At 37.2% G+C, this 23,308-nt stretch carries 27 protein-coding genes; 7 read left to right on the forward strand and 20 right to left on the reverse strand.

The features are described 5' to 3' along the window. Positions 1-6: 6 nt before the first annotated feature. Positions 7-558 carry an NUDIX hydrolase gene (locus PGN18_RS07060; protein ID WP_335318709.1) on the forward strand — a complete coding sequence of 184 codons (552 nt, stop codon included), beginning with the start codon at positions 7-9 and terminating at the stop codon, positions 556-558. A gap of 107 nt (positions 559-665) precedes the next feature. Here PGN18_RS07060 and dnaA read toward each other — a convergent pair whose 3' ends face one another. The 3 genes from dnaA to PGN18_RS07075 all read right to left on the reverse strand — a co-directional run bounded on the left by dnaA (position 666) and on the right by PGN18_RS07075 (position 4,792). Then, positions 666-2,096, reverse strand: coding sequence for a chromosomal replication initiator protein DnaA (gene dnaA, locus PGN18_RS07065; protein WP_090502090.1), 1,431 nt, complete (start codon positions 2,094-2,096; stop codon positions 666-668). Between the two features lie 523 nt (positions 2,097-2,619). Further along, a complete protein-coding gene (locus tag PGN18_RS07070; RefSeq protein WP_335318710.1) occupies positions 2,620-4,167 on the reverse strand; it encodes an acyl-CoA mutase large subunit family protein in 1,548 nt (515 codons plus the stop codon). A gap of 94 nt (positions 4,168-4,261) precedes the next feature. After that, positions 4,262-4,792 (reverse strand): DUF7935 family protein, encoded by a 531-nt coding sequence (locus tag PGN18_RS07075; RefSeq protein ID WP_335318711.1) that lies wholly within the window; start codon positions 4,790-4,792, stop codon positions 4,262-4,264. Positions 4,793-4,884: 92 nt separating this feature from the next. On the opposite strand from PGN18_RS07075, the gene PGN18_RS07080 reads away from it, so the two are divergent. Both PGN18_RS07080 and PGN18_RS07085 read left to right on the forward strand, forming a co-directional pair. Beyond that, on the forward strand, positions 4,885-5,238 hold the full coding sequence (locus PGN18_RS07080) for a HesB/IscA family protein (RefSeq protein WP_090986779.1): 354 nt from the start codon (positions 4,885-4,887) through the stop codon (positions 5,236-5,238). Positions 5,239-5,378: 140 nt separating this feature from the next. Further along, complete coding sequence (locus tag PGN18_RS07085; RefSeq protein ID WP_335318712.1) at positions 5,379-6,608, forward strand: ABC transporter permease; 1,230 nt, start codon at positions 5,379-5,381, stop codon at positions 6,606-6,608. Between the two features lie 46 nt (positions 6,609-6,654). On the opposite strand, the gene PGN18_RS07090 is transcribed toward PGN18_RS07085, so the two are convergent. From PGN18_RS07090 to PGN18_RS07100, 3 genes are read right to left on the reverse strand one after another with little or no spacing between them, the layout of a single operon-like run. Beyond that, positions 6,655-7,212 (reverse strand): hypothetical protein, encoded by a 558-nt coding sequence (locus tag PGN18_RS07090; RefSeq protein WP_335318713.1) that lies wholly within the window; start codon positions 7,210-7,212, stop codon positions 6,655-6,657. Next, a complete protein-coding gene (gene galE / locus PGN18_RS07095; RefSeq protein ID WP_335318714.1) occupies positions 7,213-8,235 on the reverse strand; it encodes a UDP-glucose 4-epimerase GalE in 1,023 nt (340 codons plus the stop codon). It lies immediately after the preceding gene. A gap of 1 nt (position 8,236) precedes the next feature. Beyond that, positions 8,237-9,265 carry a UDP-glucuronic acid decarboxylase family protein gene (locus PGN18_RS07100; protein ID WP_335318715.1) on the reverse strand — a complete coding sequence of 343 codons (1,029 nt, stop codon included), beginning with the start codon at positions 9,263-9,265 and terminating at the stop codon, positions 8,237-8,239. Positions 9,266-9,565: 300 nt separating this feature from the next. Here PGN18_RS07100 and PGN18_RS07105 point away from each other — a divergent pair, with 300 nt between their 5' ends. After that, the gene (locus PGN18_RS07105; protein WP_335318716.1) at positions 9,566-10,813 is read left to right on the forward strand and encodes a 3-deoxy-D-manno-octulosonic acid transferase; all 1,248 of its coding nucleotides are present in this window, start codon (positions 9,566-9,568) and stop codon (positions 10,811-10,813) included. On the opposite strand, the gene PGN18_RS07110 is transcribed toward PGN18_RS07105, so the two are convergent. The 10 genes from PGN18_RS07110 to PGN18_RS07155 all read right to left on the reverse strand — a co-directional run bounded on the left by PGN18_RS07110 (position 10,791) and on the right by PGN18_RS07155 (position 17,731). Further along, a complete protein-coding gene (locus PGN18_RS07110; RefSeq protein ID WP_335318717.1) occupies positions 10,791-11,297 on the reverse strand; it encodes a gluconokinase in 507 nt (168 codons plus the stop codon). The two genes, PGN18_RS07105 and PGN18_RS07110, sit on opposite strands and share 23 nt — an antisense overlap. Positions 11,298-11,303: 6 nt before the next feature. Next, the gene (gene hemH, locus PGN18_RS07115; RefSeq protein WP_335318718.1) at positions 11,304-12,314 is read right to left on the reverse strand and encodes a ferrochelatase; all 1,011 of its coding nucleotides are present in this window, start codon (positions 12,312-12,314) and stop codon (positions 11,304-11,306) included. Between the two features lie 131 nt (positions 12,315-12,445). Beyond that, positions 12,446-13,120 (reverse strand): fatty acid desaturase, encoded by a 675-nt coding sequence (locus tag PGN18_RS07120; protein WP_335318719.1) that lies wholly within the window; start codon positions 13,118-13,120, stop codon positions 12,446-12,448. Positions 13,121-13,214: 94 nt separating this feature from the next. Next, positions 13,215-14,066, reverse strand: a complete 852-nt coding sequence (locus tag PGN18_RS07125) for a 4-hydroxy-3-methylbut-2-enyl diphosphate reductase (protein WP_335318722.1) — start codon at positions 14,064-14,066, stop codon at positions 13,215-13,217. Positions 14,067-14,082: 16 nt separating this feature from the next. Beyond that, a complete protein-coding gene (locus tag PGN18_RS07130; protein ID WP_335318749.1) occupies positions 14,083-14,265 on the reverse strand; it encodes a Txe/YoeB family addiction module toxin in 183 nt (60 codons plus the stop codon). 79 nt (positions 14,266-14,344) lie between these two features. Further along, positions 14,345-14,551: a DUF2683 family protein gene (locus tag PGN18_RS07135; RefSeq protein ID WP_335318723.1), complete on the reverse strand. Its 207-nt coding sequence runs from the start codon at positions 14,549-14,551 to the stop codon at positions 14,345-14,347. Between the two features lie 32 nt (positions 14,552-14,583). Next, positions 14,584-15,258 carry a carotenoid biosynthesis protein gene (locus PGN18_RS07140; RefSeq protein ID WP_335318724.1) on the reverse strand — a complete coding sequence of 225 codons (675 nt, stop codon included), beginning with the start codon at positions 15,256-15,258 and terminating at the stop codon, positions 14,584-14,586. Then, positions 15,228-16,325, reverse strand: coding sequence for a glycosyltransferase family 2 protein (locus PGN18_RS07145; protein WP_335318725.1), 1,098 nt, complete (start codon positions 16,323-16,325; stop codon positions 15,228-15,230). Before PGN18_RS07145 ends, PGN18_RS07140 begins: the two co-directional genes overlap by 31 nt. Beyond that, entirely contained in the window at positions 16,322-16,945 is a 624-nt protein-coding gene (locus PGN18_RS07150; RefSeq protein WP_335318726.1) for a 1-acyl-sn-glycerol-3-phosphate acyltransferase, read from the reverse strand. Before PGN18_RS07150 ends, PGN18_RS07145 begins: the two co-directional genes overlap by 4 nt. Before the next feature lie 279 nt (positions 16,946-17,224). Next, positions 17,225-17,731, reverse strand: a complete 507-nt coding sequence (locus tag PGN18_RS07155) for a phosphoribosyltransferase family protein (protein ID WP_090986580.1) — start codon at positions 17,729-17,731, stop codon at positions 17,225-17,227. Between the two features lie 189 nt (positions 17,732-17,920). On the opposite strand from PGN18_RS07155, the gene PGN18_RS07160 reads away from it, so the two are divergent. After that, positions 17,921-18,625, forward strand: a complete 705-nt coding sequence (locus PGN18_RS07160) for a head GIN domain-containing protein (protein WP_335318729.1) — start codon at positions 17,921-17,923, stop codon at positions 18,623-18,625. Positions 18,626-18,768: 143 nt separating this feature from the next. Here the strand turns inward: PGN18_RS07160 and PGN18_RS07165 are convergent, their stop codons facing one another. From PGN18_RS07165 to PGN18_RS07175, 3 genes are all read right to left on the reverse strand, one after another. Beyond that, positions 18,769-19,182 carry a hypothetical protein gene (locus PGN18_RS07165; RefSeq protein WP_335318730.1) on the reverse strand — a complete coding sequence of 138 codons (414 nt, stop codon included), beginning with the start codon at positions 19,180-19,182 and terminating at the stop codon, positions 18,769-18,771. Between the two features lie 68 nt (positions 19,183-19,250). Next, positions 19,251-20,684 (reverse strand): 23S rRNA (uracil(1939)-C(5))-methyltransferase RlmD, encoded by a 1,434-nt coding sequence (gene rlmD / locus PGN18_RS07170; protein ID WP_335318731.1) that lies wholly within the window; start codon positions 20,682-20,684, stop codon positions 19,251-19,253. A 196-nt stretch (positions 20,685-20,880) separates the two neighbouring features. Continuing rightward, positions 20,881-20,991 carry a hypothetical protein gene (locus tag PGN18_RS07175; RefSeq protein WP_025145553.1) on the reverse strand — a complete coding sequence of 37 codons (111 nt, stop codon included), beginning with the start codon at positions 20,989-20,991 and terminating at the stop codon, positions 20,881-20,883. 352 nt (positions 20,992-21,343) lie between these two features. On the opposite strand from PGN18_RS07175, the gene PGN18_RS07180 reads away from it, so the two are divergent. Together PGN18_RS07180 and PGN18_RS07185 are read left to right on the forward strand one after the other, a co-directional pair. After that, complete coding sequence (locus PGN18_RS07180) at positions 21,344-21,874, forward strand: hypothetical protein (RefSeq protein WP_335318736.1); 531 nt, start codon at positions 21,344-21,346, stop codon at positions 21,872-21,874. After that, positions 21,864-23,048 carry a M28 family peptidase gene (locus tag PGN18_RS07185; RefSeq protein ID WP_335318738.1) on the forward strand — a complete coding sequence of 395 codons (1,185 nt, stop codon included), beginning with the start codon at positions 21,864-21,866 and terminating at the stop codon, positions 23,046-23,048. The genes PGN18_RS07180 and PGN18_RS07185 overlap by 11 nt, the downstream gene beginning before the upstream one ends. Before the next feature lies 1 nt (position 23,049). On the opposite strand, the gene PGN18_RS07190 is transcribed toward PGN18_RS07185, so the two are convergent. Continuing rightward, positions 23,050-23,308 (reverse strand): Fic family protein (locus PGN18_RS07190; protein WP_335318740.1); only part of this gene is annotated, 259 nt, incomplete at its 5' end.

The raw sequence follows: 23,308 nt of genomic DNA on the forward strand, positions 1-23,308 counted from the left end.
AAATAAATGATTATAGAGAAGTGGCAGAAAATTGCCTCTAAATATTTAGTACGTGAACAGTGGGCTACCTTGCGCGTTGATGAGGTAAAACTTCCAGGTGGCGTGATAAAAGATGATTATTACGTCTTAGAATATCCAAACTGGGTAAATGCCATTGCTTTAACAGAAGCAGGGAAAATAATTATGGTACGCCAATACCGCCACGCAGCTGATATTGTTTCGCTCGAGGTTCCGGGCGGTGTGATTGATGGTGATGAGGCTCCTGAGTTTGCCGTTAAACGTGAGTTATTGGAAGAAACGGGTTACAGTTTTAAAACCTGCAAGTTTATTGCCGAACTTTATCCCAATCCTGCAACATCGAACAACAGAACCTTTACCTATTTTTTAACAGGTGGTATTAAAACCCATGAGCAGCATTTGGATGAACATGAAATTTTAAATGTTGAAGAATATACGGTTGAAGAAGTAAAACAACTGATCAAAGAAAATAAAATTGCCCAGGCCTTACACGTTGCAGCTTTGTTTTACGGGCTCGAAGAAATAGCTAAAGATCAATAAAATCCGAGATAGGTCCCTTATTCCTATCTCAAAAATTACAGGTAAAAAAAGCAGCCAAATTTTAAACATCTGGCTGCTTTTTTATGGAGCAATAAGCCTTTAAAAACTTAGCTCATTTTTAATTTCTTTTGGATATCGTGTACGTAAGCTTTAAACTTCTTATCGGTATCGATTAAATCTTCTACTGTTTGGCAAGCATAAATTACGGTACTATGATCGCGGCCGCCGAAGAAAGCACCAATTGTTTTTAGTGATGATTTAGTATGACTCTTTGAAAGGTACATCGAAATCTGACGGGCCTGAACAATTTCGCGTTTACGTGTTTGCGATTTCACCATATCAACAGGGACCTCAAAATATTCACAAACCAATTTCTGGATGTATTCCATTGAAATTTCTTTTGAGGTATTTTTAATGAAGTTTTTCAACATCTGCTTAGCAAGCGCCAAATCGATTTCTTTTTTATTCAAAGTAGCTTGTGCCAGAAGAGATACCATAGCCCCCTCTAATTCACGCACATTATTATCAATGTTATGCGCCACATACTCTACCACCTCGCCTGGTAACTCAATACCATCTGCATACATCTTTTTCCTTAAAATAGCGATGCGTGTCTCCAGATCAGGAATCTGTAAATCTGCAGATAAACCCCATTTAAAACGACTCAGTAAACGCTCTTCCAAACCAGCTAAATCTTTTGGTGCTTTATCCGATGTTAAGATTACCTGTTTGCCCGACTGATGCAGGTGATTAAAAATGTGGAAGAAGATATCCTGTGTTTTTTCCTTACCCGCAAAATTGTGCACATCGTCCATGATGATTACATCCATTGCCTGGTAAAAGTTGACGAAATCGTTAATGGTATTATTTTTTAAGGAATCTACAAATTGCTGACAGAATTTCTCGCAACTTACATAGATCACTAATTTATCTGGCATGCTGCGTTTAATCTCATTACCGATTGCCTGAGCCAGGTGCGTTTTACCCAAACCAACTCCGCCGTAAATCATTAAAGGGTTAAAAGATGTACCACCTGGTTTAGCTGCTACAGCGTAACCTGCAGAACGTGCCAAGCGGTTGCAATCTCCCTCAATATAATTTTCGAAAGTATAGTTAGCATTTAATTGCGGATCAACATTTAATTTCTTTAATCCAGGGATAATAAATGGGTTTTTAATATCCTTATTAATGGAAACCGGAATCGGCATCGATTGTACCTTTGCCTCCGCTCCATTTCCATTTGAGGGCATATTGGTAGTATAAGGATTACCGCTGTTTGATGATTTATCTACAACGATATTATATTCCAACCTGCCATCCTCTCCAAGTTGTTTTTTTACAGTCTTGCGCAGCAAGCCCACATAATGTTCTTCAAGCCATTCGTAAAAGAACAAACTTGGCACCTGTATGGTTAAAACCTTACCTTCCAATTTAAGAGCCGTTATCGGCTCGAACCAAGTTTTGAAACTTTGGCCCGGAATATTATCCTTAATAATTTGAAGACAGTTCTTCCACACTTCTGTACAAGTTTTTTCCATTGCGATTTCTATAATTTATTGGTTAACAGTACCTATTCGAATTAAAGGGATGGTCCGTTTAGGGACTACGAATATTGACATAATTATCAACATTTTAAACAAAAATTTTAAATAAATCGTAACCTACTGATAAGGAATACAGTAGCCCGCTTAACCTCAATTTTTTATGTTGATAACTATTTATTAACAATGGTTATCCACATTAATCACCATTTATTATCAAATATCCATTCTTCATTTCGAATCGCTCCAAAGGAGCAAAATCTAAGCCATTTTTGGATGCACTTAACCGTTTTAGGTGTTTAAATTTCAAATAAACTGGAAATCAAAACTATAACTTTACTAAATTAATTTTGAGGTAATAATATGACTTAGCCTATCCCTATAGAATTTAGTCCTGCAATAATTTTACAACAGTTCAGACCAATATTTTGATCATTTGGAGAACTAGAATTTTGGTCGTATTATATTATTGATTAAAGCAGAACTTCTTTAACATTTCAATTTAAAGAAGCACATTTATTTAATAAACACCAAAAGCATTCCTAAACACATCCGCAATTTCGCCAAGTGTAGCATATTTTTCAACGGCATCTATGATCAAAGGCATCAGGTTGATTTCGCCTTTGGCTGCTTCCTTTAATTGATTTAGTGCTTGCTCAACCGCAACTTGATCTCGGGTTGATTTTAAATGTTCCAACTTTTCAGATTGCAGCTTGCGGATCGAATCGTCTATATTAAACACTTCCGTAAAACCTTCTTCCTCCTGGGTAAACTTATTTACACCGACAGAGATCCTTTCCCCGTCTTCGATCTCCTTTTGGTATTGATAGGCGGCACCAGCAATTTCATTTTGCATATAGTCGCTTTCGATGGCGTTAACCGAGCCACCCATAGCGTCTATACGATCGATATAAGCCCAGGCCGCCGCCTCTACTTCATCGGTTAGGCTTTCTACAAAGAATGAGCCTGCCAATGGGTCTACCGTATCGGTTACCCCGCTCTCAAAAGCGATAATCTGTTGAGTACGTAAAGCTATTTTAGCAGCAGATTCTGTAGGCAGGGAAAGTGCTTCGTCATAGCCATTGGTATGTAAGGATTGGGTTCCGCCTAAAACCGCAGCCATAGCCTGATTACTAACCCTGATCACATTGTTTAAGGGTTGTTGAGCAGTTAAGGTTGATCCCCCGGTTTGGGTGTGGAACCTTAACATCTGGGCCTTTTCATCCATTGCGCCCAAGTCTTTGGTAACTTTCGCCCACATCCGCCTTGCAGCCCTAAACTTGGCTATTTCTTCAAAGAAATTATTGTGGCAGTTGAAAAAGAATGACAAACGTTTGGCAAAGATGTTTATGTCTAAACCTTTTTCCAAGGCAGCTTTTAGATAAGTTTTGCCATTTGCTAATGTAAAAGCAAGTTCTTGCACAGCGGTTGATCCGGCTTCACGAATATGATAACCAGAGATGGAAATGGTATTCCATTTTGGCACTTCTTTACTACAAAACTCAAAAATATCAGTAATTAAACGCATGGACGGCTTTGGTGGATAGATGTATGTTCCCCTTGCTGCGTACTCTTTCAGGATATCATTTTGGATCGTCCCCGAAATCTGCTTTAAATCTGCACCTTGTTTTTTAGCCAGCGCAATATACATGGCCAACAAAATTGAAGCAGTTGCATTGATCGTCATTGAGGTTGTAATGTCTTTTAACTCGATACCATCAAATAAAATTTCAATATCCTTTAATGAATCGATAGCTACTCCAACTTTGCCCACCTCTCCATCAGCCATATCATGATCAGAATCGTAACCAATTTGCGTCGGAAGATCAAAAGCAACTGACAAACCGGTTGTTCCCTGCGCCAATAAATAATGATAACGTTTGTTTGATTCTTCAGCAGTCGAAAAACCGGCATACTGCCGCATCGTCCATAGGCGGCCGCGGTACATATCCTTCTGGATTCCCCTGGTAAAAGGAAATTCTCCGGGCAGTTCTTTCATGGGTTTTGCTTCGGTATATAAGGCTTTTATTTCAATCCCCGAAGTAGTGACATGTTTTATCTCGTTCATTTGGTTAGTTTAATCTTTGGTTTAATTGCTCTAACTGGTCAATCAGTTAACTGTAAAATTAGCTTTGGATCGGATTTTAATTAACCGATTATCCTTAAAACAACTTATAAATGTCTTTCTTGATTAACTCGATTGTTAAATCATACGGATTTTCATTTATACTGACCATGTGTTGCAAAATGGCTTTGCTAAGTTCAATTCCATTTGCATCGTCAGGTAAACTTTGTATCGCATTATTGACCATGGCAATGGTATCCTCTTTTAATTTTCTTACCACACCCCAGGTTATGCTATCTATGTACAGCTGCTGGGCAATGTTATGTTGATATTCTGAACGGATTTCATTTAAAATACCAGCTTGCAAAGTCGCAATGTTAATCCCTTGCTGATGCAACCGAACAAGCAAATTAGCCGGATTAATGCGGTCAACAAATATAATTAAACGTTCATGCGCCTGTAAGCGCAAAGGTAAAATCTGCGCACGGTTTTCTTTATTCAGTTCAATGATTTTCAAGTTAAAAAAACGTTGGATATCATTCCTTAAAATATAATAAACCGCCATTAATGCTGTGAAAAGGCCTGTGAATAAAATTGCTACGTCAACTAAAATTTGTTGTGTATTCATAAGTATTGTTTAAGTACAGTAATATTAACTGCCTGTTAAAAGCAAAAATGTACATTATTATTTATATTTGTAACAGATTAAATTTAAATAACATGAGCACAACAGTTGATACAGCATTTGCACCAGTTAGTTTTTCTGAAGGGGCAGCCAAAGAGTTATATAAATTAAAAGATCAGCAGGAGATTGGCGATGATTACGGATTGCGCGTTGGCGTAGAAGGTGGTGGCTGTGCCGGCATGAATTACGTTTTAGGTTTTGATCAGAAAAAAGACGGCGATCAGGAGTTTTTAATCAACGGCATCAAGGTTTTCATGAACAAAGCACACCAGATGTACTTAATGGGCATGATGATTGATTGGCAGGACGGCTTAAATTCACGTGGGTTTACCTTCATTAACCCCAATGCAACTAGCACTTGTGGCTGTGGCACGAGTTTCTCGGCATAAATAAAATATTATTGTAACATATCGTACAGTCCCCTTGTCTAAACATCGGGACTTTTTTTATTTTTACACATAAAGGTTTAAGGCAAAGGTGTAAGGATGATCCTATTTCCATACCATACTTAACTTGGTACTTACAATAAATGAATTACAGAGAAAACATCCGACTGGCATTAGAATCTATTAAAGCAAACCGCTTGCGCACTATGCTAACCGCCTTAATTATTGCCATTGGCTTAATGGCTTTGGTGGGGATTTTAACCACGCTTGATGCTGTAAAAAAAAGTATGACAGATGCTTTTAGTAGCATGGGGGCCAACTCGTTTACCATTCGGAACCGGGGTACAGGAATAAGAATTGGAAACGGGAAAAGGCCGAAACCTTTTAAAGCCATCCGTTACGAAGATGCCGTTAAGTTTAAAGATAGCCTGAATACGCCTGCTACTGTTGCAGTAAGTGTTTTTGCCAGTGGTGGTTCTACCATAAAATATGGCAGTTTAAAAACCAACCCCAATATTAACGTTCAGGGAATTGACGAGAATGGTTTGGCCGCTCAAGGCTTAAACCTCTCACAAGGAAGGAACTTTAGCATTTCTGAAATACAGTTGGGAAGTAATGTTTGTATAGTTGGTGGTGAGGTAGTAGAAAAGCTTTTCAAAGATTCAGACCCTTTAGATAAGCTGATTAATGTGGGGAATAACAGGTTTAAAATTGTTGGCATATTGGAGAAAAAAGGATCGAGTATGGGCTTTAGTGGCGACCGGGCCGTTTATGTGCCGCTGCTAAAAGCAAAGCAGATTAATGCCAATGCCAATCCATCTTACACCATTACGGTAATGGTACCCAGTAATGATATGCAGGAAAATATTATTGGCGAATCTACTGCCTTATTCAGAAATATCCGCAAAGTAAAGGTTAACGAATCCAATAATTTCGAGATTACCAAAAGTGATGCCATTGCCCAAACACTATTTGAAAACCTGGCCTTTGTGGCCATAGGTGGTGTTGCAATCGGTATTATTACTTTAATTGGAGCATCAATAGGTTTAATGAATATCATGCTGGTTTCTGTTACAGAACGTACGCGCGAAATTGGCATCCGTAAAGCCATTGGTGCCAATCCAAAAGTAATCCGTCGCCAGTTTTTAATTGAGGCTGTAGTTATCTGTTTAATGGGCGGTATATTTGGTATTTTCCTTGGAATTGTTTTAGGAAATTTAATTTCCCTGGCCATGGGTGGCTCATTCTTAATTCCGTGGTTGTTTATTATTGGTGGCTTCGTATTATGTGTATTTGTTGGAATACTCTCTGGCTATTATCCCGCAAAAAAGGCATCCAGGCTAGATCCTGTAGAAGCACTAAGGTATGAATAACTGATTCAGTAGTCCGGTAATCCAAACCTAATGATGAGTCATAGCTTTAACCAACTTCTTTTGGCAAATTGCTGGCTTCGGCAGCAACAGCCAATTTAGAGGAATAAATTTTATCGAGCAGCTGACTTAGGTTCTCACTTAAATCGAACTGTAGATCTTCATGAAGTTTCTTGAATTTATTAATGGTTACCGCAACCGTTTTAATGTAGTAAACACTAAAAAGCATCATAAAATCGCGGTAACCAAAAATTGATTTTTTATAATCTAAAGGAATGCTATTAAGAATAAAAACTTTTAACTCTACTTCTCCCACAGGGTCTTTTGTCACTCTGTAAAAATGATTGACAGTAGTAATCATCTTCCTTACTTTTACTAAAGCCTCTTTGGCATTCAATTTTTTGAGTTCAGCAATCTGCTCATCAACATCAGCCTTGATCCTTTCTTTACGGTCTTCCAGATCCGTTTCATCCTCTAATAATTTATAATGAAGGTGTTCGGTAAGCACTTTATCTTTTGCTACCAAACGCAGTAACAGCTTGTCTTTTTCTTTAACAGGCAGCTCGGTAATGGCAGTTTTTAAATCTTTGTGCTCCGATAACTTCATTTAAAAAGGATTAGCCTTAATGTATTTTTCCCATTCCCAGGCAGAGCGCATCATTTCATTGATATCTAGATTGGCCTTCCAGCCCAGTTCCTTATTAGATTTCTCTACATCACCATAAACCTCAACAACATCTCCAACCCTCCTCGGTCCAATTTTATAATCCAGTTTTTGGCCATTTACTTTTTCGAAAGCAGCGATAATCTCCAATACCGAAGACCCCTTACCAGTACCGATATTGAAAACATCATAGTTTCCATTCGGGTTTCCATCTTCTAATTTTTTTATGGCAGCTACATGTGCTTTTGCAAGATCAACTACATGGATATAATCGCGGATTGCAGAACCGTCTGGCGTATCGTAATCATTTCCATGAACGGTAATCGGGCCACGTTTCCCAATCGCTGATTGAGTAATAAAAGGGACTAGATTTGCTGGCACACCATTTGGCAGCTCACCGATTAAAGCAGTTTCATGGGCACCAACCGGATTAAAATAACGTAAAGAGATTACATTTAAATCAGGTGTAACCGCAGCAGTTTCGGCCAGTATTTCTTCAGCGATCTGTTTGGTATTCCCATAAGGAGATTCTGCTTTTTGCACTGATGCAGCTTCGTTTACAGGCAAGGTTTCCGGCTGACCATAAACGGTACATGATGAAGAAAATACAAAATTAATTTTCCTGTCAAACGAGATTAACAGATTGATTAATCCATAAAAGTTATTTTTGTAATACTTTAAGGGTTGCTCAACCGATTCACCTACTGCCTTGTAAGCTGCAAAATGAATAATCCCATCAATATCAGCATGACGCTCTGCAAATTCCTTTACTGCTTTTTCCTCCTGTAGGTCAATCTCATGAAAATCAAACCATTTGCCGGTAATGGCATGCAGCTGAGTTAAAATTTTGATATTCGAGTTGGAAAGGTTATCGATAATTACAACATCATATCCTGCGTTGTGTAACTCTACTGCTGTGTGCGAACCAATATATCCCGTTCCGCCCGTAACTAATATTTTTGCCATTTTAACGGTTAAATGTGGTAAAATCTTTATGTTCTATTTTTTCCAAAGCCTTTGGAGGCAAAGACTTAAAGTATTCGTAGGTAATTTTTAATCCCTCGGCGCGTCCTATTTTTGGCTCCCAATCCAATATTTCTTTTGCTTTGGTAATATCTGGCCTGCGTTGTTTTGGATCATCCTGTGGAAGTTCCTTATATACAATTTTTTGTGAAGTGCCTGTAAGTTTGATAATTTCTTCACAGAATTGTTTGATGGTAATTTCATCAGGGTTACCAATATTTACAGGCTGTACATAATCACTCATTAATAAGCGGTATATACCCTCTATCAGATCATCAACATAACAAAAAGAACGTGTTTGACTTCCATCTCCAAATACGGTTAAATCTTCCCCTCTTAAAGCCTGTCCGATAAACGCAGGTAAAACACGGCCATCATTCAGCCGCATTCTCGGTCCGTAAGTATTAAAAATCCTAACGATCCTGGTTTCTACTCCATGAAAAGTATGGTAAGCCATAGTGATAGCTTCCTGGAAACGCTTGGCCTCGTCATAAACTCCACGCGGCCCTACTGGATTTACATTGCCCCAGTATTCTTCAGGCTGTGGATTTACGTTCGGATCGCCATATACCTCAGAAGTTGACGCAATCAGCATTCTTGCATTTTTATTACGTGCCAAACCCAAAAGGTTATGCGTGCCCAACGAGCCTACCTTTAGCGTCTGGATGGGAATTTTAAGATAATCAATCGGACTTGCAGGCGAAGCAAAATGTAAGATATAATCGAGCTTACCTGGAATGTGAACAAATTTAGAAACGTCGTGGTTATAAAACTCGAAATTTTCTAGCTTGAACAAGTGTTCGATATTGGCTATATCACCAGTAATCAGATTATCCATCCCAATGACATGATAATCCTCTTTTACAAAACGATCACAAAGGTGTGAGCCTAGAAATCCGGCTGCACCTGTAATCAATATCCTCTTTCTACTTCCCAAATCTGCTGATGGGAAATTTTCCATTTTTTCGCTCATATTTTTTTAACTAATCTTACCCGATACATTTTGATTGTTCTCTCCCTATAGTAAACCAGGGATTTATAAGTCTTCTAATTATGGTATTATAATAAATAGCCAAGATCGATCATTTTTTTTGCAATCGCATAAATTCCAGCCATCAAAATGATTTTATTTTTCAAGCCATTTTCTATTTACTTTGATTAGCAATAAGGCAATCAGCGAGATCTATTTATTTAGCCAATACCAGTAAAATAACGAGGCTTCCATATATTTTTAAGCTTTTTAAATATATTCGTTTTATCTTGGCACGAAGATATGAAATTACTTTACATCATCGGAATCTGGGGCTATACTTTACTCATCAGGATATTCTCATTATTTAATCCGAAAGCTAAATTGTTTATCAATGGGCGAAGAGACATCTTTACCACAATTGCCCAAAAAGTTAATCCAGTAGAAAAACATATATGGTTCCATTTTGCTTCTTTAGGTGAATTTGAACAAGGCCGGCCAGTTTTAGAAAAATTAAAAGCCCTTTATCCTTCAAAGAAAATTGTAGTTACTTTTTTTTCACCTTCAGGATATGAAATCAGAAAAAATTATGCTTTGGCAGATGTATTCTATCTCCCGATTGATACGGCAGCTAATGCCAAACGTTTTATAGCAGACATTAACCCTGAAATGGCGATTTTTACCAAATATGAATTTTGGTATTTCTATTTTAAGGAACTAAAAGACCAGGGCATTCCTTTGTATGTAATTTCCGGGATTTTTAGAGAAAGCCAGGCATTTTTTAAATGGTACAGCGGCTTCTATCGCAATATTTTAAAATCTGTTACATACTTTTTTGTACAAAATAAAGAAAGCAAGAACCTTTTAAAATCAATTGGATTAAATAATGTAACCATAAGTGGTGATACCCGTTTCGATCGGGTTTACGAAAATGCTCAATCGCCTAAACAGCTCAACATCATCGAAAGCTTTATTGATGGCGCGCCTACTTTAGTTTGCGGAAGTACCTGGCCCGAAGATGAAAAAATATTATCGTCCTTAACTCAGCGATACGCTAATTGGAAATTTATCATCGCACCTCACGAAGTCCATGAAAGCCATATTGAAAGTATTGAAAAACAGTTTTCAGTTGGCAGTGTACGGTTTTCAGTTTTCAGTTCCCTGTTAAAAGTTAACGGTTCTCAAATCTCAAATCTTAAATCCAAAATCTTAATCATCGATAACATCGGCATGCTTTCTTCCTTATACCAATATGGGAAAGTGGCTTACATTGGTGGTGGTTTTGGAACGGGAATCCATAATACTTTAGAAGCCGCGGCTTTTGGAATGCCTGTGATTTTCGGTCCTAAATACGATAAATTTCAGGAAGCAAAGGATCTTATTGCCATTGGTGCAGCCAAAAGTATAGTATCAACTGAAGAACTGATTGATGCCTTTAGTGCTTTTGCAGACAATCAACATGCAGCGGATGCGGCGAGAAAATATGTGGATGATAAAAAAGGAGCAACAGATCAGATTATTTCGGTAATTACGAAATCAGATCAGCCTTAACAATTTCTTCAACTATTTCGGATATACTTTGATCGATGGAAACCGTAAATACATCCGGTTCATCTGCCTGTGGTTCCTCTAAAGTTTCAAACTGACTTTGCAATAAGCTGGAAGGCATATATTGATGGGCACGTTTACCAATGCGATCGTGTATCAAATCGAAACTTCCTTTCAAATACACAAAATGCATCAGGTTATTATGTGCTCTCAACAGATCACGGTAAGATTTTTTAAGTGCAGAACAAGCAATAATACAATTAGTTCCTTGGGCAGAATGTTCGCCACCAACTTTTGCAATCAATTGCAGCCAATCTAAACGATCAGCATCGGTTAGGGGAATTCCAGCAGCCATCTTATCTACATTCCGTTGCGAATGCAGGTTATCTCCATCTATAAATTCCGCATTTATTGCAGGAGCCAGGGCTTTTCCTATTACTGTTTTACCACTTCCCGAAACACCCATCAAAATAATAAAACTTCCCATCTTTAACTATTTTACCATTCCGGCTAAAGCCTCAATAAATACAGGACTATCGTTTAAACTTTCTACCAACTGAACATGTTCGCCACCCAAAGCCTTAAATTCTTCATGGTACTCAACCGTAATTTCGTAAAGCGTTTCCAAACAATCAGCAACAAAAGCCGGGCTAAAAACCAAAAGACGTTTTTTGCCTTCTGCAGCCAATTTCTTTAACACATCTGTAGTGTAAGGCTGTACCCACGGCTCTTTACCTAAGCGCGATTGGAAACAAACAGTATATTGGTCTTTTGATAAATTTAATTCCTTAGCAATTAACCTGGCGGTATCATGCCCCTGTGCAGAATAGCAAAATTTATTGGTATCATTTAATGTTTGACAGCAATCGGCACTTTTCAAACAATAATTTCCAGTATGATCGCACTTTAAAAGTTGACGTTCTGGCAAGCCGTGGAAGCTGAACAATACGTGATCATAACTTTCTACCTGATGTTTCCCGGCATTTTCGGCAAAAACTTTGATCATTAATTCATTATCGTGGAATGAATTAATGAAGGAAATAGGAGGAACTGTTGGCCACTTGCTCACCAATTCCATTACCAGCTGCATTACCGAACCAGTACTGGCAGAAGCATATTGTGGAAACATGGGTATTACCTGTATGCTTTCTACTAAACCTGCTTTCAAATTCGCCAATGCCGATGCAATAGACGGACTTTGATAACGCATAGCCAATTCAACGTGGTAATCATCGCCTAATCGTTCCTGAAGCATTTTAGCCTGCAACCTGCTGTAAAACAGTAACGGTGAACCATTTTCATCCCAGATTTCTTTATATAACTTGGCCGTTTTAGGGCTACGGAAGGGAACAATAATACCTTTAACCAATAATGTTCTGTTGAGTTTAGGAATATCAATTACCCGCTCATCCATCAGAAATTGATCTAAGTATTTTCTTACATCACCCGTCGCCGGACTATCAGGTGTTCCTAAATTTACCAGTAAAATTCCCTTTTTGCTCATCTATAAAGAAATATGTTTTGTGTCGCAAATATCGCCTTTTTATTGTCTTTTCACTAAGCTAAAAATGTGATTGCCGACATTTTTAGGTCAAAAAAATGGTGTTTGTTAACTATTTACTAGAAAAGCAATTATTACCCTTTAGTTTTATACAACTGCCACCAGGGCATGCCCGGTTTCTGGTGATGTTCTAAATGGTAACCAAAAAAATAACAGGTAATAAACGCAAAAAGATGATTTTTCTTTAGGGTTGAAGAATGGTATTCATTATTATGTTCTCCTTTATGGGGTAAATATGTACCAAAATAAAAAAGCTGAAAGGTGCTCAATAAGGATGGCAGCACCCAAAATAATAATAGATTTTCTTTATCAACCCAGATTTGCAACACATTAAAAGCTATGGCCATAATTACCAATTGAATAATCGTAACATAATTTAACATGAAACGCAAATACCATTTCCAAAAGCCATGTGGCGCAAAATCCGGATCGTTTTCAGTATGTACATGACGGTGGTGTTGGTGATGTTTTGCATACAAACGGTTATAAAAGAAACCTGCATAAAGAAAAACGGAAAGATAGCCAATAAAATTATTTGCTTTGGGGTTAGGCGATATCGTTCCATGCATGGCATCGTGAGCGGTAATAAACAACCCGGTATATAAATGCATCTGAACAAAAATCATGAGATAAACCAAAGGATTGCTCCAGGTAAAATCCCATGTCAGCAAAAAATAAAGAGAAATAAACCAACAGGCAATTACAGTTAATGCAACCAGTACTCCAGTATATGGGTTTATTTTTTTCAATGGTTTTTATTTTATTTCGTCATGCTGAATGTTCAGCATCTTTCTTAGTTAGTAAGACCCTGAAATAAATTCAGGGTGACGCTTACTGTAGGAACTAATACTGCTCCAGAGCGGCCTTAACATTTTCCATTAGCCACATTGGTGTAGAGGTAGCCCCACAAATACCTACTTTATCATTTTCGTTAAACCAGGTTTGATCCAACTCTTCAACATTTGAAATGAAGTATGAGTTATCGTTGTGCTTTTTACACACATCATAAAGTACTTTTCCGTTTGAAGATTTCTTTCCGGAAACGAAAACGATCTTATCGTAATGACTCACAAAATCTTCCAATTCCTCGTAGCGGTTAGATACTTGTCTGCAAATGGTATCGTTAGCCTTAACTTCGTAACCACGGTTTAATAATTCATCTTTAATGTGATAAAATTTATCGGTGCTTTTAGTCGTTTGGCTATACAAAGTAAATTTAGCAGGAAGTTGAACGTGATCTAATTCGGCCAAATCTTGAAAAACAATGGCCTTACCATCGGTTTGACCCTGTAATCCGATCACTTCAGCATGGCCGTGCTTACCAAAAATAAGTATCTGCTCATCATCATCATGCGAATTTTTAATTCTGTTCTGTAATTTCAGCACCACGGGGCATGAAGCATCTATTAACGTCAGGTTATTTTCTAAAGCCAGTTGATAGGTTGAGGGAGCCTCGCCATGTGCCCTGATTAAAACTTTCTCGTTCCTTAAGTTTTTTAATACTTCGTGGTCGATGATTTTTAATCCGCGGTCGGTTAAACGCTCCACTTCTTCATCGTTATGCACAATATCGCCAAGGCAATATAAATAACCTTCGTTATCCAGAATATCTTCGGCCATTTCTATCGCATATACTACGCCAAAGCAAAAGCCTGATGATTTATCGATGTTGACCTGTAAGTTTAAATTGCTCATTTTTTTTCCGGAATAGTTATTTATCGTGGTAGTGTCCCTTTGCAGAAATTACAAATACAGTAATAATCTCTTCATCAATTCTATAAACTAATCTGTCTTTTTTATTTATTTGTCTTGACCAATAACCAGAATATTCAAATTTTAACCTTTCAGGTTTACCTACGCCTGATGCGGGATGAATACTTAATTCTATAAAAATTTGCTGAAGTTTTTAATGGAAGCTTTATCTCCTGATTTAAGGATTTCAGCCAATTGTTTTTTAGCTTGATCTGTGATGTCTACAAAATACTTTCCCATATATTTTGAACATCCTTAACTCTCGTTAAACGTCCATTTTTTATATCTTCTTCACCATTAGCTATTTCATTTATAAATTCAGGGCTATAGCTTCTCTCTTTTTTAAAAGTTACGTTTAATGCTTGTAACACCGCCTCAACTGCCAAAAGCTGCTTTTTATTTTTGGGCTGTACGATTAGTGTTTCCATATTATAAAATTAATTAAAATAACCTTACAAAATTAAACAAAAATATTTGTTCCGGTTGTCATGTACAAGACAACAAAAAAGATTAACTGCGAGACAAACATTACCACACCAATATATTTCTGTTGTTTTAAGCCTAAAGCGTAATAAAATTTTAATAAGATTACAGAAACCATAAACCAGGCAACATAATTTTGAACCGGAATTTCGTGCCAATCCCACTGCCAGTAGTTAAATTTCATGGCCACAGGCTCTAAAAAGAAATCGAAAACAACCAATAAAACAGCGCCAAGAACCGAAGCCAAAATACTATGCCTGATTTTCATACTTTTCATCATTTGCCCAACGCTGAAAATAAGGATTACCCAATTAACCCCCATCAACAGTGGAACCGCAGCAACTTTGTAACCTAATGTATCGCCATAATAATAACTGCCAAATATTTTTCCAGTATGCACACCAAATACTTCAACTAAAAAGCCACAGAGAAACACTCCAGAAACGAATAATAATAAACGTTTCACATCTGCATTGTACGAAAAAACAATTACAGCAAACATCAGCAATAAATGAAAGGGTACAAGCTTGATAAAATAAGGCTGTGCAGCAGTGATTAAGAAGCCCAATAAGCCAACCACATGAAAAATGACAATTATTGCCACTGCAATCCTTTTAACCTTTAAATCGTTTTGATTGTTCTGCCCTTCCATGTGCCCGTTTTAAAAATATATTTTTTTATAGAAATGAGTGAAATGATTAAGAAGAACGTCATCTGTAAAGGATGTAAAACCAGGTTTATCAAAACATGCTGCCCGGATAAATAGGAAATCATCATTCGGCATAACACTATTAAAGTTAATGGTAATACAAGTAAATTAAGATTAAAGTTTAGGATTAAAATTAATGGCCCTATGGTTACCAAAAGCTGGTAAAGTAATAATATTATGATGTTATTACCAAAACCTGCCAGTAAATTTTTACTAAAGCCATTTAAGCTTTCGTTTAAATTTTTATACATCCTGCAATAAATCAATCCGTTGGCCAGAAGTGCTTCTGCATTAAATTTTTCCTGTTTTACCAATTTCATAATCTCCACATCCTCTACTACCTGATGTTTAACCCGCTCATGCCATTGTTTTTCTCTATAATGATTGGCATTAAAAAACATACATTGCCCGCTAGCCGCTGCAAAAGCTGGATTTTTCGAAAGCTTAACTAGTCGCAAAGGCAATAAGTTCAACAGGATGAAATGCATCAAGGGAACAGTTAACCATTCACCTATTGATTTCATCGTTTGATTGGTAAAAACGCTAAGTAAAGCCAGGTTTCCAATTTCCATCCGGCTGATGAGGCTATTGATCAATCCTCTTTTAATTGTTTCATCAGCATCAATAAACAATAAGTATTTACCGGTAGCCAATTCGCTAAGCTGGTGGCAGGCATAGTTTTTCCCCAACCAGTTTAGAGGTAACGCTTTACCCCTTACCACCTTAAATTGCGGATTGTCGAGGCAATATTTTTCGACTACCTCAAAAGTATTATCATTGCTGTTGTCATCCAGAACAAAAACCTCATAATGGGTATAGTCCTGATTTTTTATCGAAACAAGCAATTCTAAAATATTCTCAGCCTCATTCCTAGCGGGAATAAGAATCGAAACCAGATCATGGTGATATTTAACCACTCTCGGCAACTTGGGATTAGAAAGGAAATTAAAAACAGTAACCGAAAACCGGATCACCAGGAAAATCAAAACGGCATAAATAAAAATCGTCATTCAATTAGTTGATTTTGTTTAACAACCGATTGATCGTAATGTTTATTATAGGCACTTTTTAGCAATTGCAAACTCACATATTCTTCATTTTCCCAATGCTGTAGATAGGTATAAACCGTTGGTTTTCTTTTTGCAAAGTAATCAATGAAAGTAGCAGCAAAAATGATGTTTATTTTTTTTTTGCTGGCATTAATCATCTGCATCACTCCTTTTTCGAAATGAATACCTTTTAAATGATTCGAATATAATTTGCCCTGCGGAAATACCAGCACCAAGTTTGCAGGATCATCTAACAATTTGCCTGCATAGTTAAGCGTTTCCAGAACGTCCCTACCTTTATTTTCAGCGGCAAAAGCACCTAGAAACTTCAAAAAACCTATTTTCGTATAGTTCTCGGCATTCACTAAAACATGAAACCGTTTTTTTAGGACTTTTTTGTTGATATAAAACAGAAAAAAGCCATCCCACCAGCTAAAATGATTGGCCAAAATCAGAACAGAAGAATCAGATTGCGTAGCTATTGCATTATAATTAAATGCTGCAAAATCTTTTTTGATAATAAACTGAATATACCATGAGAAAAACTTGAAAATCAGATTATTTTTTCTGGGCTGATACATTTTGGAAAATTGCAAAAAATTGAGGTGAATTACAAATATAGCATGTCGTAGATCTAAAAAATTCATCATCTCGAATGTAGCGAAGTCCCGACGTTAAGTCGGTAGAGGGATCTTTGAACCTAATTATTGACTAAAAGATTTAGCTTCGCCGATTCTCCAGTCTCAGCTACTAGTAGCCAGTTCGAATTTACAGATACTGTTGGCAAACAATCAAATTATAAAATTTAACTATAGATATCGTTCATCACCCATCTAACCTCTTCCATCTTACATCGATACCTAGCTCAAATAAACCCGATCTTCTTCTCCCTCTACATCCATCACTACATCAACATGCTCTTTTAAAACGGTAGCAAGTTCAAGACCAACAAAATCAGTGGCAATGGGAAAGATTTTATGGCTCCGGTCAACCAAAACTACCGTACGGATTTTTTTATGAGGTGTGTTTAAGAAAACACCTAAACCATAAGCAAGGGTTTTACCACTGTTTAATACATCATCAACAATAATAATTACCTTGTTTTTCCAATGGCTTTCGTCCAAATCTGTTGAAGCCACCAATTTGCTGCTTTCTTTTTGCAGGTCAATACGTAGCAGGGTAAGTTTAAAACCTGAAATCTTTTTAAGCACTTTTTCTAACCTCTGTGCCAATTTATAACCGCGGTCCCAAATGCCGGCAAGTACCACTTCTTTCTCGTTCAGGTTATCCTCTAAAATCTGATAAGCGATACGATCTATTTTCTGCTGAATTTGTTTCTTGTTAAGAATAAGTAATTGCGATGCCATTGTATAATCGGATTGAATACAAAAAGAACGATTTTAAGGATGAAATTCAAACTATTTAAAAAATAATTTCGATTGTTTGCAACGTTTTCGCCAGAGATGCGTCTAATCTTTAACCAAAACAAAAATCGAAGCCTTGACATGTAAATATCACATTACAACAGCTTCAAGATCATTTAACGAAAGACAAATATGAAAATCCTTATCAAATCATCCGCCATCTTATTTATAGTGGTAACCAGCTATATGGCTAAAGCGCAGGAAGCTAAAAGTTTTACGGTTAAAAACTTCAATAGTATTGGCGTTAGCAGTGGAATTGACTTATACTTAACCCAAGGCGGTAGCGAAAGTGTAAACATAAAATCTGATTCTGAAATATTAAAAGATATTGTTGTGGAGCAAAGCGGCAGTAATGTTACCATTAGGTTTAAAGATGGCATCAACTGGGGTGGCATGTTTAAAAACCGTACTATTAAAGCTTATGTAAATTTTAAAACCCTAAATGCAATTGCAGCTTCTGGAGGTTCGGATGTTTTTACACAAAATCAGATCAAGACAGATAAACTTGCCATCCGCTCTTCTGGTGGTTCAGATTTAAAGCTTAGTGTTGTTTGTAAAGATCTATCCATCCAATCAAGCGGTGGCAGTGACATTGATCTAAAAGGAAAAGCAGAAAACATGACCATTCAATCTAGCGGCGGCAGCGATATCGACGCTTATGAATTAATTGCAGATTATGCAAAGGTGCAGGCTTCTGGTGGTTCTGATGTAAATATTTATGTAAATAAAGGTTTAGAAGCCAGTGCAAGTGGAGGTGGCGATGTAAGTTATAAAGGGAATGCCTCACTCAAAAAAACATCGACATCAAAAAGTGGAGAGGTACACCACGTAAATTAAAAGTTTAGTTTAGTTAATGATAATTCGCCGTTTTGTGGATGCAAAACGGCGTTTTTCGTTATAGATAGCCATCAGGTATTCGGGAATTATACGGATTCTGGCTATTATTGGCTATGGCAAGCAAACCTTAAACCCTCCGCCTCCTATCCTCTACCTTTTTTATAGGGGTAATAAATAAAGTTAGCACCTTCAGGAACGATTACAAATACACACATAAAGTCTTCCGGTTTCTTATATACTTTTAAGAAAGGTTCTTTTTTCTCCTTGCTGATAATTCCTTTTTCTACAAATTCTTCTAATGTAGAGGCTTGTATGGTCCAATTGGTATTGAGTTCTTCTTTATTCAAAATAACCTCCCCTATATTTACTTCATGTTGGTGAGCAATAAAAATAGGATAGGCAGAAATGCCTTCAACCATAATTTCAATAGCTACTTCTTTAATCGCATCAGCATAAAACTCCAGGTCTTTCTCTAAACTGATCAGTGGACTCTCCTGTTTACGTTGTGGCGCCCCACTATCTTCGGGCGTTGCACTTAATAATTCTTCTCTATCCATTTTTTGTTGTTGAAAGGTTTAAGTGTAGAATCTTGAAAGTCCCATAAAACCTTTTCCATTTTATGTTCCTACGCTCTTAACCTCAATAGTACCACATTCTCTACGTGTTGTGTATGAGGAAACATATCTACCGGCTTGATGCGCGACACGTCATATTTCTCCTTTAACAATTCAAGGTCTCTGGCTTGAGTTGCGGCATTACAGCTTACATACACAATTTTCTCGGCTTCCATTTCCAATAATCTTTGCACCACATCTGCATGCATTCCAGCACGCGGCGGATCGGTGATCACTACATCAGGCTTACCATGTGCCAATATAAATTCGGATGTAAGAATATCCTTCATATCGCCTGCATAAAAGATCGTATTATCAATTCCGTTTAGCTCGGAGTTGAATTTAGCATCTTCAATCGCAGTTGGTACATACTCTACACCTACCACTTGCTTTACATTTTTAGCCACAAAGTTGGCAATGGTTCCTGCTCCGGTATATAAATCGTAAACCAGTTCATCGCCTTTAAATTCTGCAAAATCACGCGTAATTTTATACAGTTCAAAGGCCTGTTCTGAATTGGTCTGATAAAACGATTTTACCCCGATTTTAAAACGGATGACATCCCCGCCTATCAGTCCGACAGGCATTTCTTCGAAAATATGATCACGGCCAGCGAAAACCGCTACGTCCTGATCGAAAATGGTATCATTTTTCTTTTGGTTAACGATATAAAGCAGGGAGGTAATTTGTGGGAATTCACTTTTAAGGAACTCCATTAAACCATTAATCTGTGTTTGTTCCGGATAAGCAAAAACTACCGCAACCATTACTTCTCCCGTGCTGGAAGTACGGATAATCAGGTTACGCAAAACGCCTACATGGTTACGCAAATCGTAGAAAGACAGCTCATTTTCTAAAGCATATTTACGGACGGCGTTTCTGATCGAATTAGATGGCTCATCCTGTAAATAACAATGTTCGATATCTAAAATTTTATCGAAACGTAAGGGTACGTGAAAACCCAGTGCATTCATATCAAAATCTTCATCGCGTTCAACATCAGTTTTTTCCAACCAACGTTTATTCGAAAAAGTAAATTCTAATTTATTACGATAATATCTGTTTTTTGCCGAACCCAAAATCGGTTCTGTGCCAGAGGTATCTATTTTGCCTAAACGCTGTAAGGCGGCCTCAACATTTTTCTGTTTAAACTTTAATTGAGCATCGTACCCCATATGCTGCCATTTACAACCGCCGCAGGTTCCGAAATGAGGACAAAAAGGATTGGTACGCAATGCTGATTTTTCATGAAGCTGATCGATGATGGCTTCAGCAAAATTCTTTTTCTTTTTCGTTAAGCGTACATCTACCACATCACCAGGAACAGCTTTATCTACAAAAATGACCAATTCATCAGCTTTGCCAACACCTTTACCTTCTTCAGCAATATCAATTATTTGTACGTTTGGAACAATAGTTACCGTACCAGGTTTTCTTCTACTCATTATTTTACAAAGATAAGAAAAAGAGGTTGAAGGTGAAGGGCAGAAAGATGGAAGCTTAAAAACTACTAAATAAAAAGATTGAGGGCTAGTAATGAAGCGTGTTATTGATAGGAGCAAGACTCAAAAATCAGAAAAAATTACGCATAACTTTTCAACCGGAAACTAACTGCCCGGTAAACAATTATGGCTTAAAAAATTATTTTCCAAAAAATTTAAATGCTGCGCCCCAAAAGCCGTCCAGCCAATTAAATTTCAAGTCGAATTTCTCATCCACTTGTACAGAAAATTCTAGTATTTCTTTGCTCATGATAAAAAACCTATCTATTTAAACAATAATACAAAATTCAGACCAAAAACCAAAACGGTATATATTAATTTTGTGTTAATTTCGTATTGAATAATTAAATAACTTCTTCACCTTTAATTTAAATTGTTTTATAATTGATCTTCAAGTATTTGTTTGATTCGCCATACATGCTATTGATGAAATTACCAAAAAGAGAGGACACTATGTGTAAAGTGAAAGTTAGTATTAATAAACGTATAACAGCTTGCCATATAGATGATGTGTAAGTATAACATTGCGTTCGGCTCCTTAATATTATTGTAATCGGGAAATAATCAAAAGCTATTGTTATCTTTCGTTTTTACTAATGACCATGAAAACGAAGATACTTCTTGCACTACTTTTTGTTCACCTAGGCTGTTATGCACAACATTCGATAAATGAATATTTTAAGCTTACAAGGGCGGGTTTCCAAGAAAAAAATGCCTACGAAACCACCGCTTTTGTAGAAAAATACTTCCGTGTGCCCGGCAACACGGGCTTTAATGCCAGTATCTATTATGTAGAAAACATCCTTAAAAAAGCTGGTTTTGTAGAACAGAAGCAAGATGAGTTTGAAGCGCCTTTAACCTATCGGATTGAAAAAAGAGCGATGAACAACAGTGCATGGGAGCCTGTTGATGCCAATATTAATATTATAGGTGATGTACAGCCGCTCATATCTTACAAAACCAATCGTAACATGATTCCCATCAACTGTGGATCAACTCCCGCTGATGGCATTACAGCCAAGGTTGTTTACATCGAAAAAATAATTCCAGCAGAAATAGAAAAAATGGATTTAAAAGGAAAAATCCTATTTTCAGAAAATAATCCATCGCGTTTACTTCAAATTGCTAACTAAAGCAGGGGCCATTGGTGTTTTAGGCTATTCGATGCCGAAATATACACAGCCAGAAATTAATCAAACTTCCATCCAGTTCGGCAGCATGAGAGCCAATAGCGAAGTGTGGACATTGTTCCTATCTTATATGGCGAAAGAAAAATTGAAAGCTGCTTGCCTAAAAGGTGAGACGAAATTGAAGGTAAATATTCAAACTAAAATTTATCCTTCCGAAGAATTAACCATTGTGGCAAATGTTAAAGGAAGCGTAAATCCACATGAACGTTTTGTATTTAGTGCACACGTACAAGAACCTGGCGCAAACGATAATGCAAGTGGCGTGGGTACATTAGCAGAAATGGCAAGATTAACGGCAGAATTGTATCAGGCGAAAAAGATAAACCCTAAGCGCAGTTTAACTTTTTTATGGGGCGACGAAATCGTATCAACAAGAAGATATATTACTGAAGATACCACAAGGGCCAATGGCATTATGTGGGGCATGAGTTTGGATATGGTTGGCGAAGACACCAAAAAAACCGGCGGTTCTTTTCTAATCGAAAAGATGCCTGATCCATCAGCCATTTGGACAAGAGGTACAGATAAACATACTGAATGGGGGGCTGGTGATGTTAAAGAGAAAGATCTTTTTCCGCACTATTTCAACGATTTTATTTTCGACATCTGTAAAGCACAGGGTAAATTTGCCAACTGGACAGTTCACTACAATCCTTTTGAAGGTGGTAGTGACCACACCCCGTTCTTGCAAAATAAAATTCCCGGACTATTAATGTGGCACTTTACTGATGTGTTCTACCATACGGATAATGACAGGATTGATAAAGTTTCGCCAACTGAAATGAAAAATGTTGGTATAAGTGGCTTAACAGCAGCCTACACTTTAATTTCAGCAGATGAAAACACAGCTACTGCTACTGTTTCTCAAATTAAAACCGATGCTTTAACCCGCTTAAAAACTGAATTTGAACTAAGCAAAAAAGCCATCGCCGAAGGAAAACCGGCAGACGATGAGAAGCATATTATCGAAGTTTGGTGCAAATGGTATGTTGATGCACTGGCAACCATCAATAAAATGCCAGTTAAAGCAGAAACTACAAGAGTAGGTTCGTCCATTAAATTTGCCACCAATGAGATTGAAAAACAAACAAAAGTGTATTTAGCGGAATTAAAGTAGGTTAGTTTTTATGGTTAATCAAATTTATAACTACTTTAACCATCATCTCTTTTTCTTTAGGATCACTTTCTGCAATAAGCAAAGTAAGCGCAACCAGCGCATTATCAGCAATTCTTTTTCTACCATCTTCCCGATAGAGCATTTTATTTTTGTCCAGAAACCAAACAAATAAAAAAGCAGCGATCCGTTTATTTCCATCAGAAAATGAATGGTTTTTTACAACGAAATATAGTAGATTGGCTGCCTTTTCTTCCATACTT

The sequence above is a fragment of the Pedobacter terrae genome (assembly GCF_036946585.1).
GTDB lineage: Bacteria > Bacteroidota > Bacteroidia > Sphingobacteriales > Sphingobacteriaceae > Pedobacter > Pedobacter terrae_C.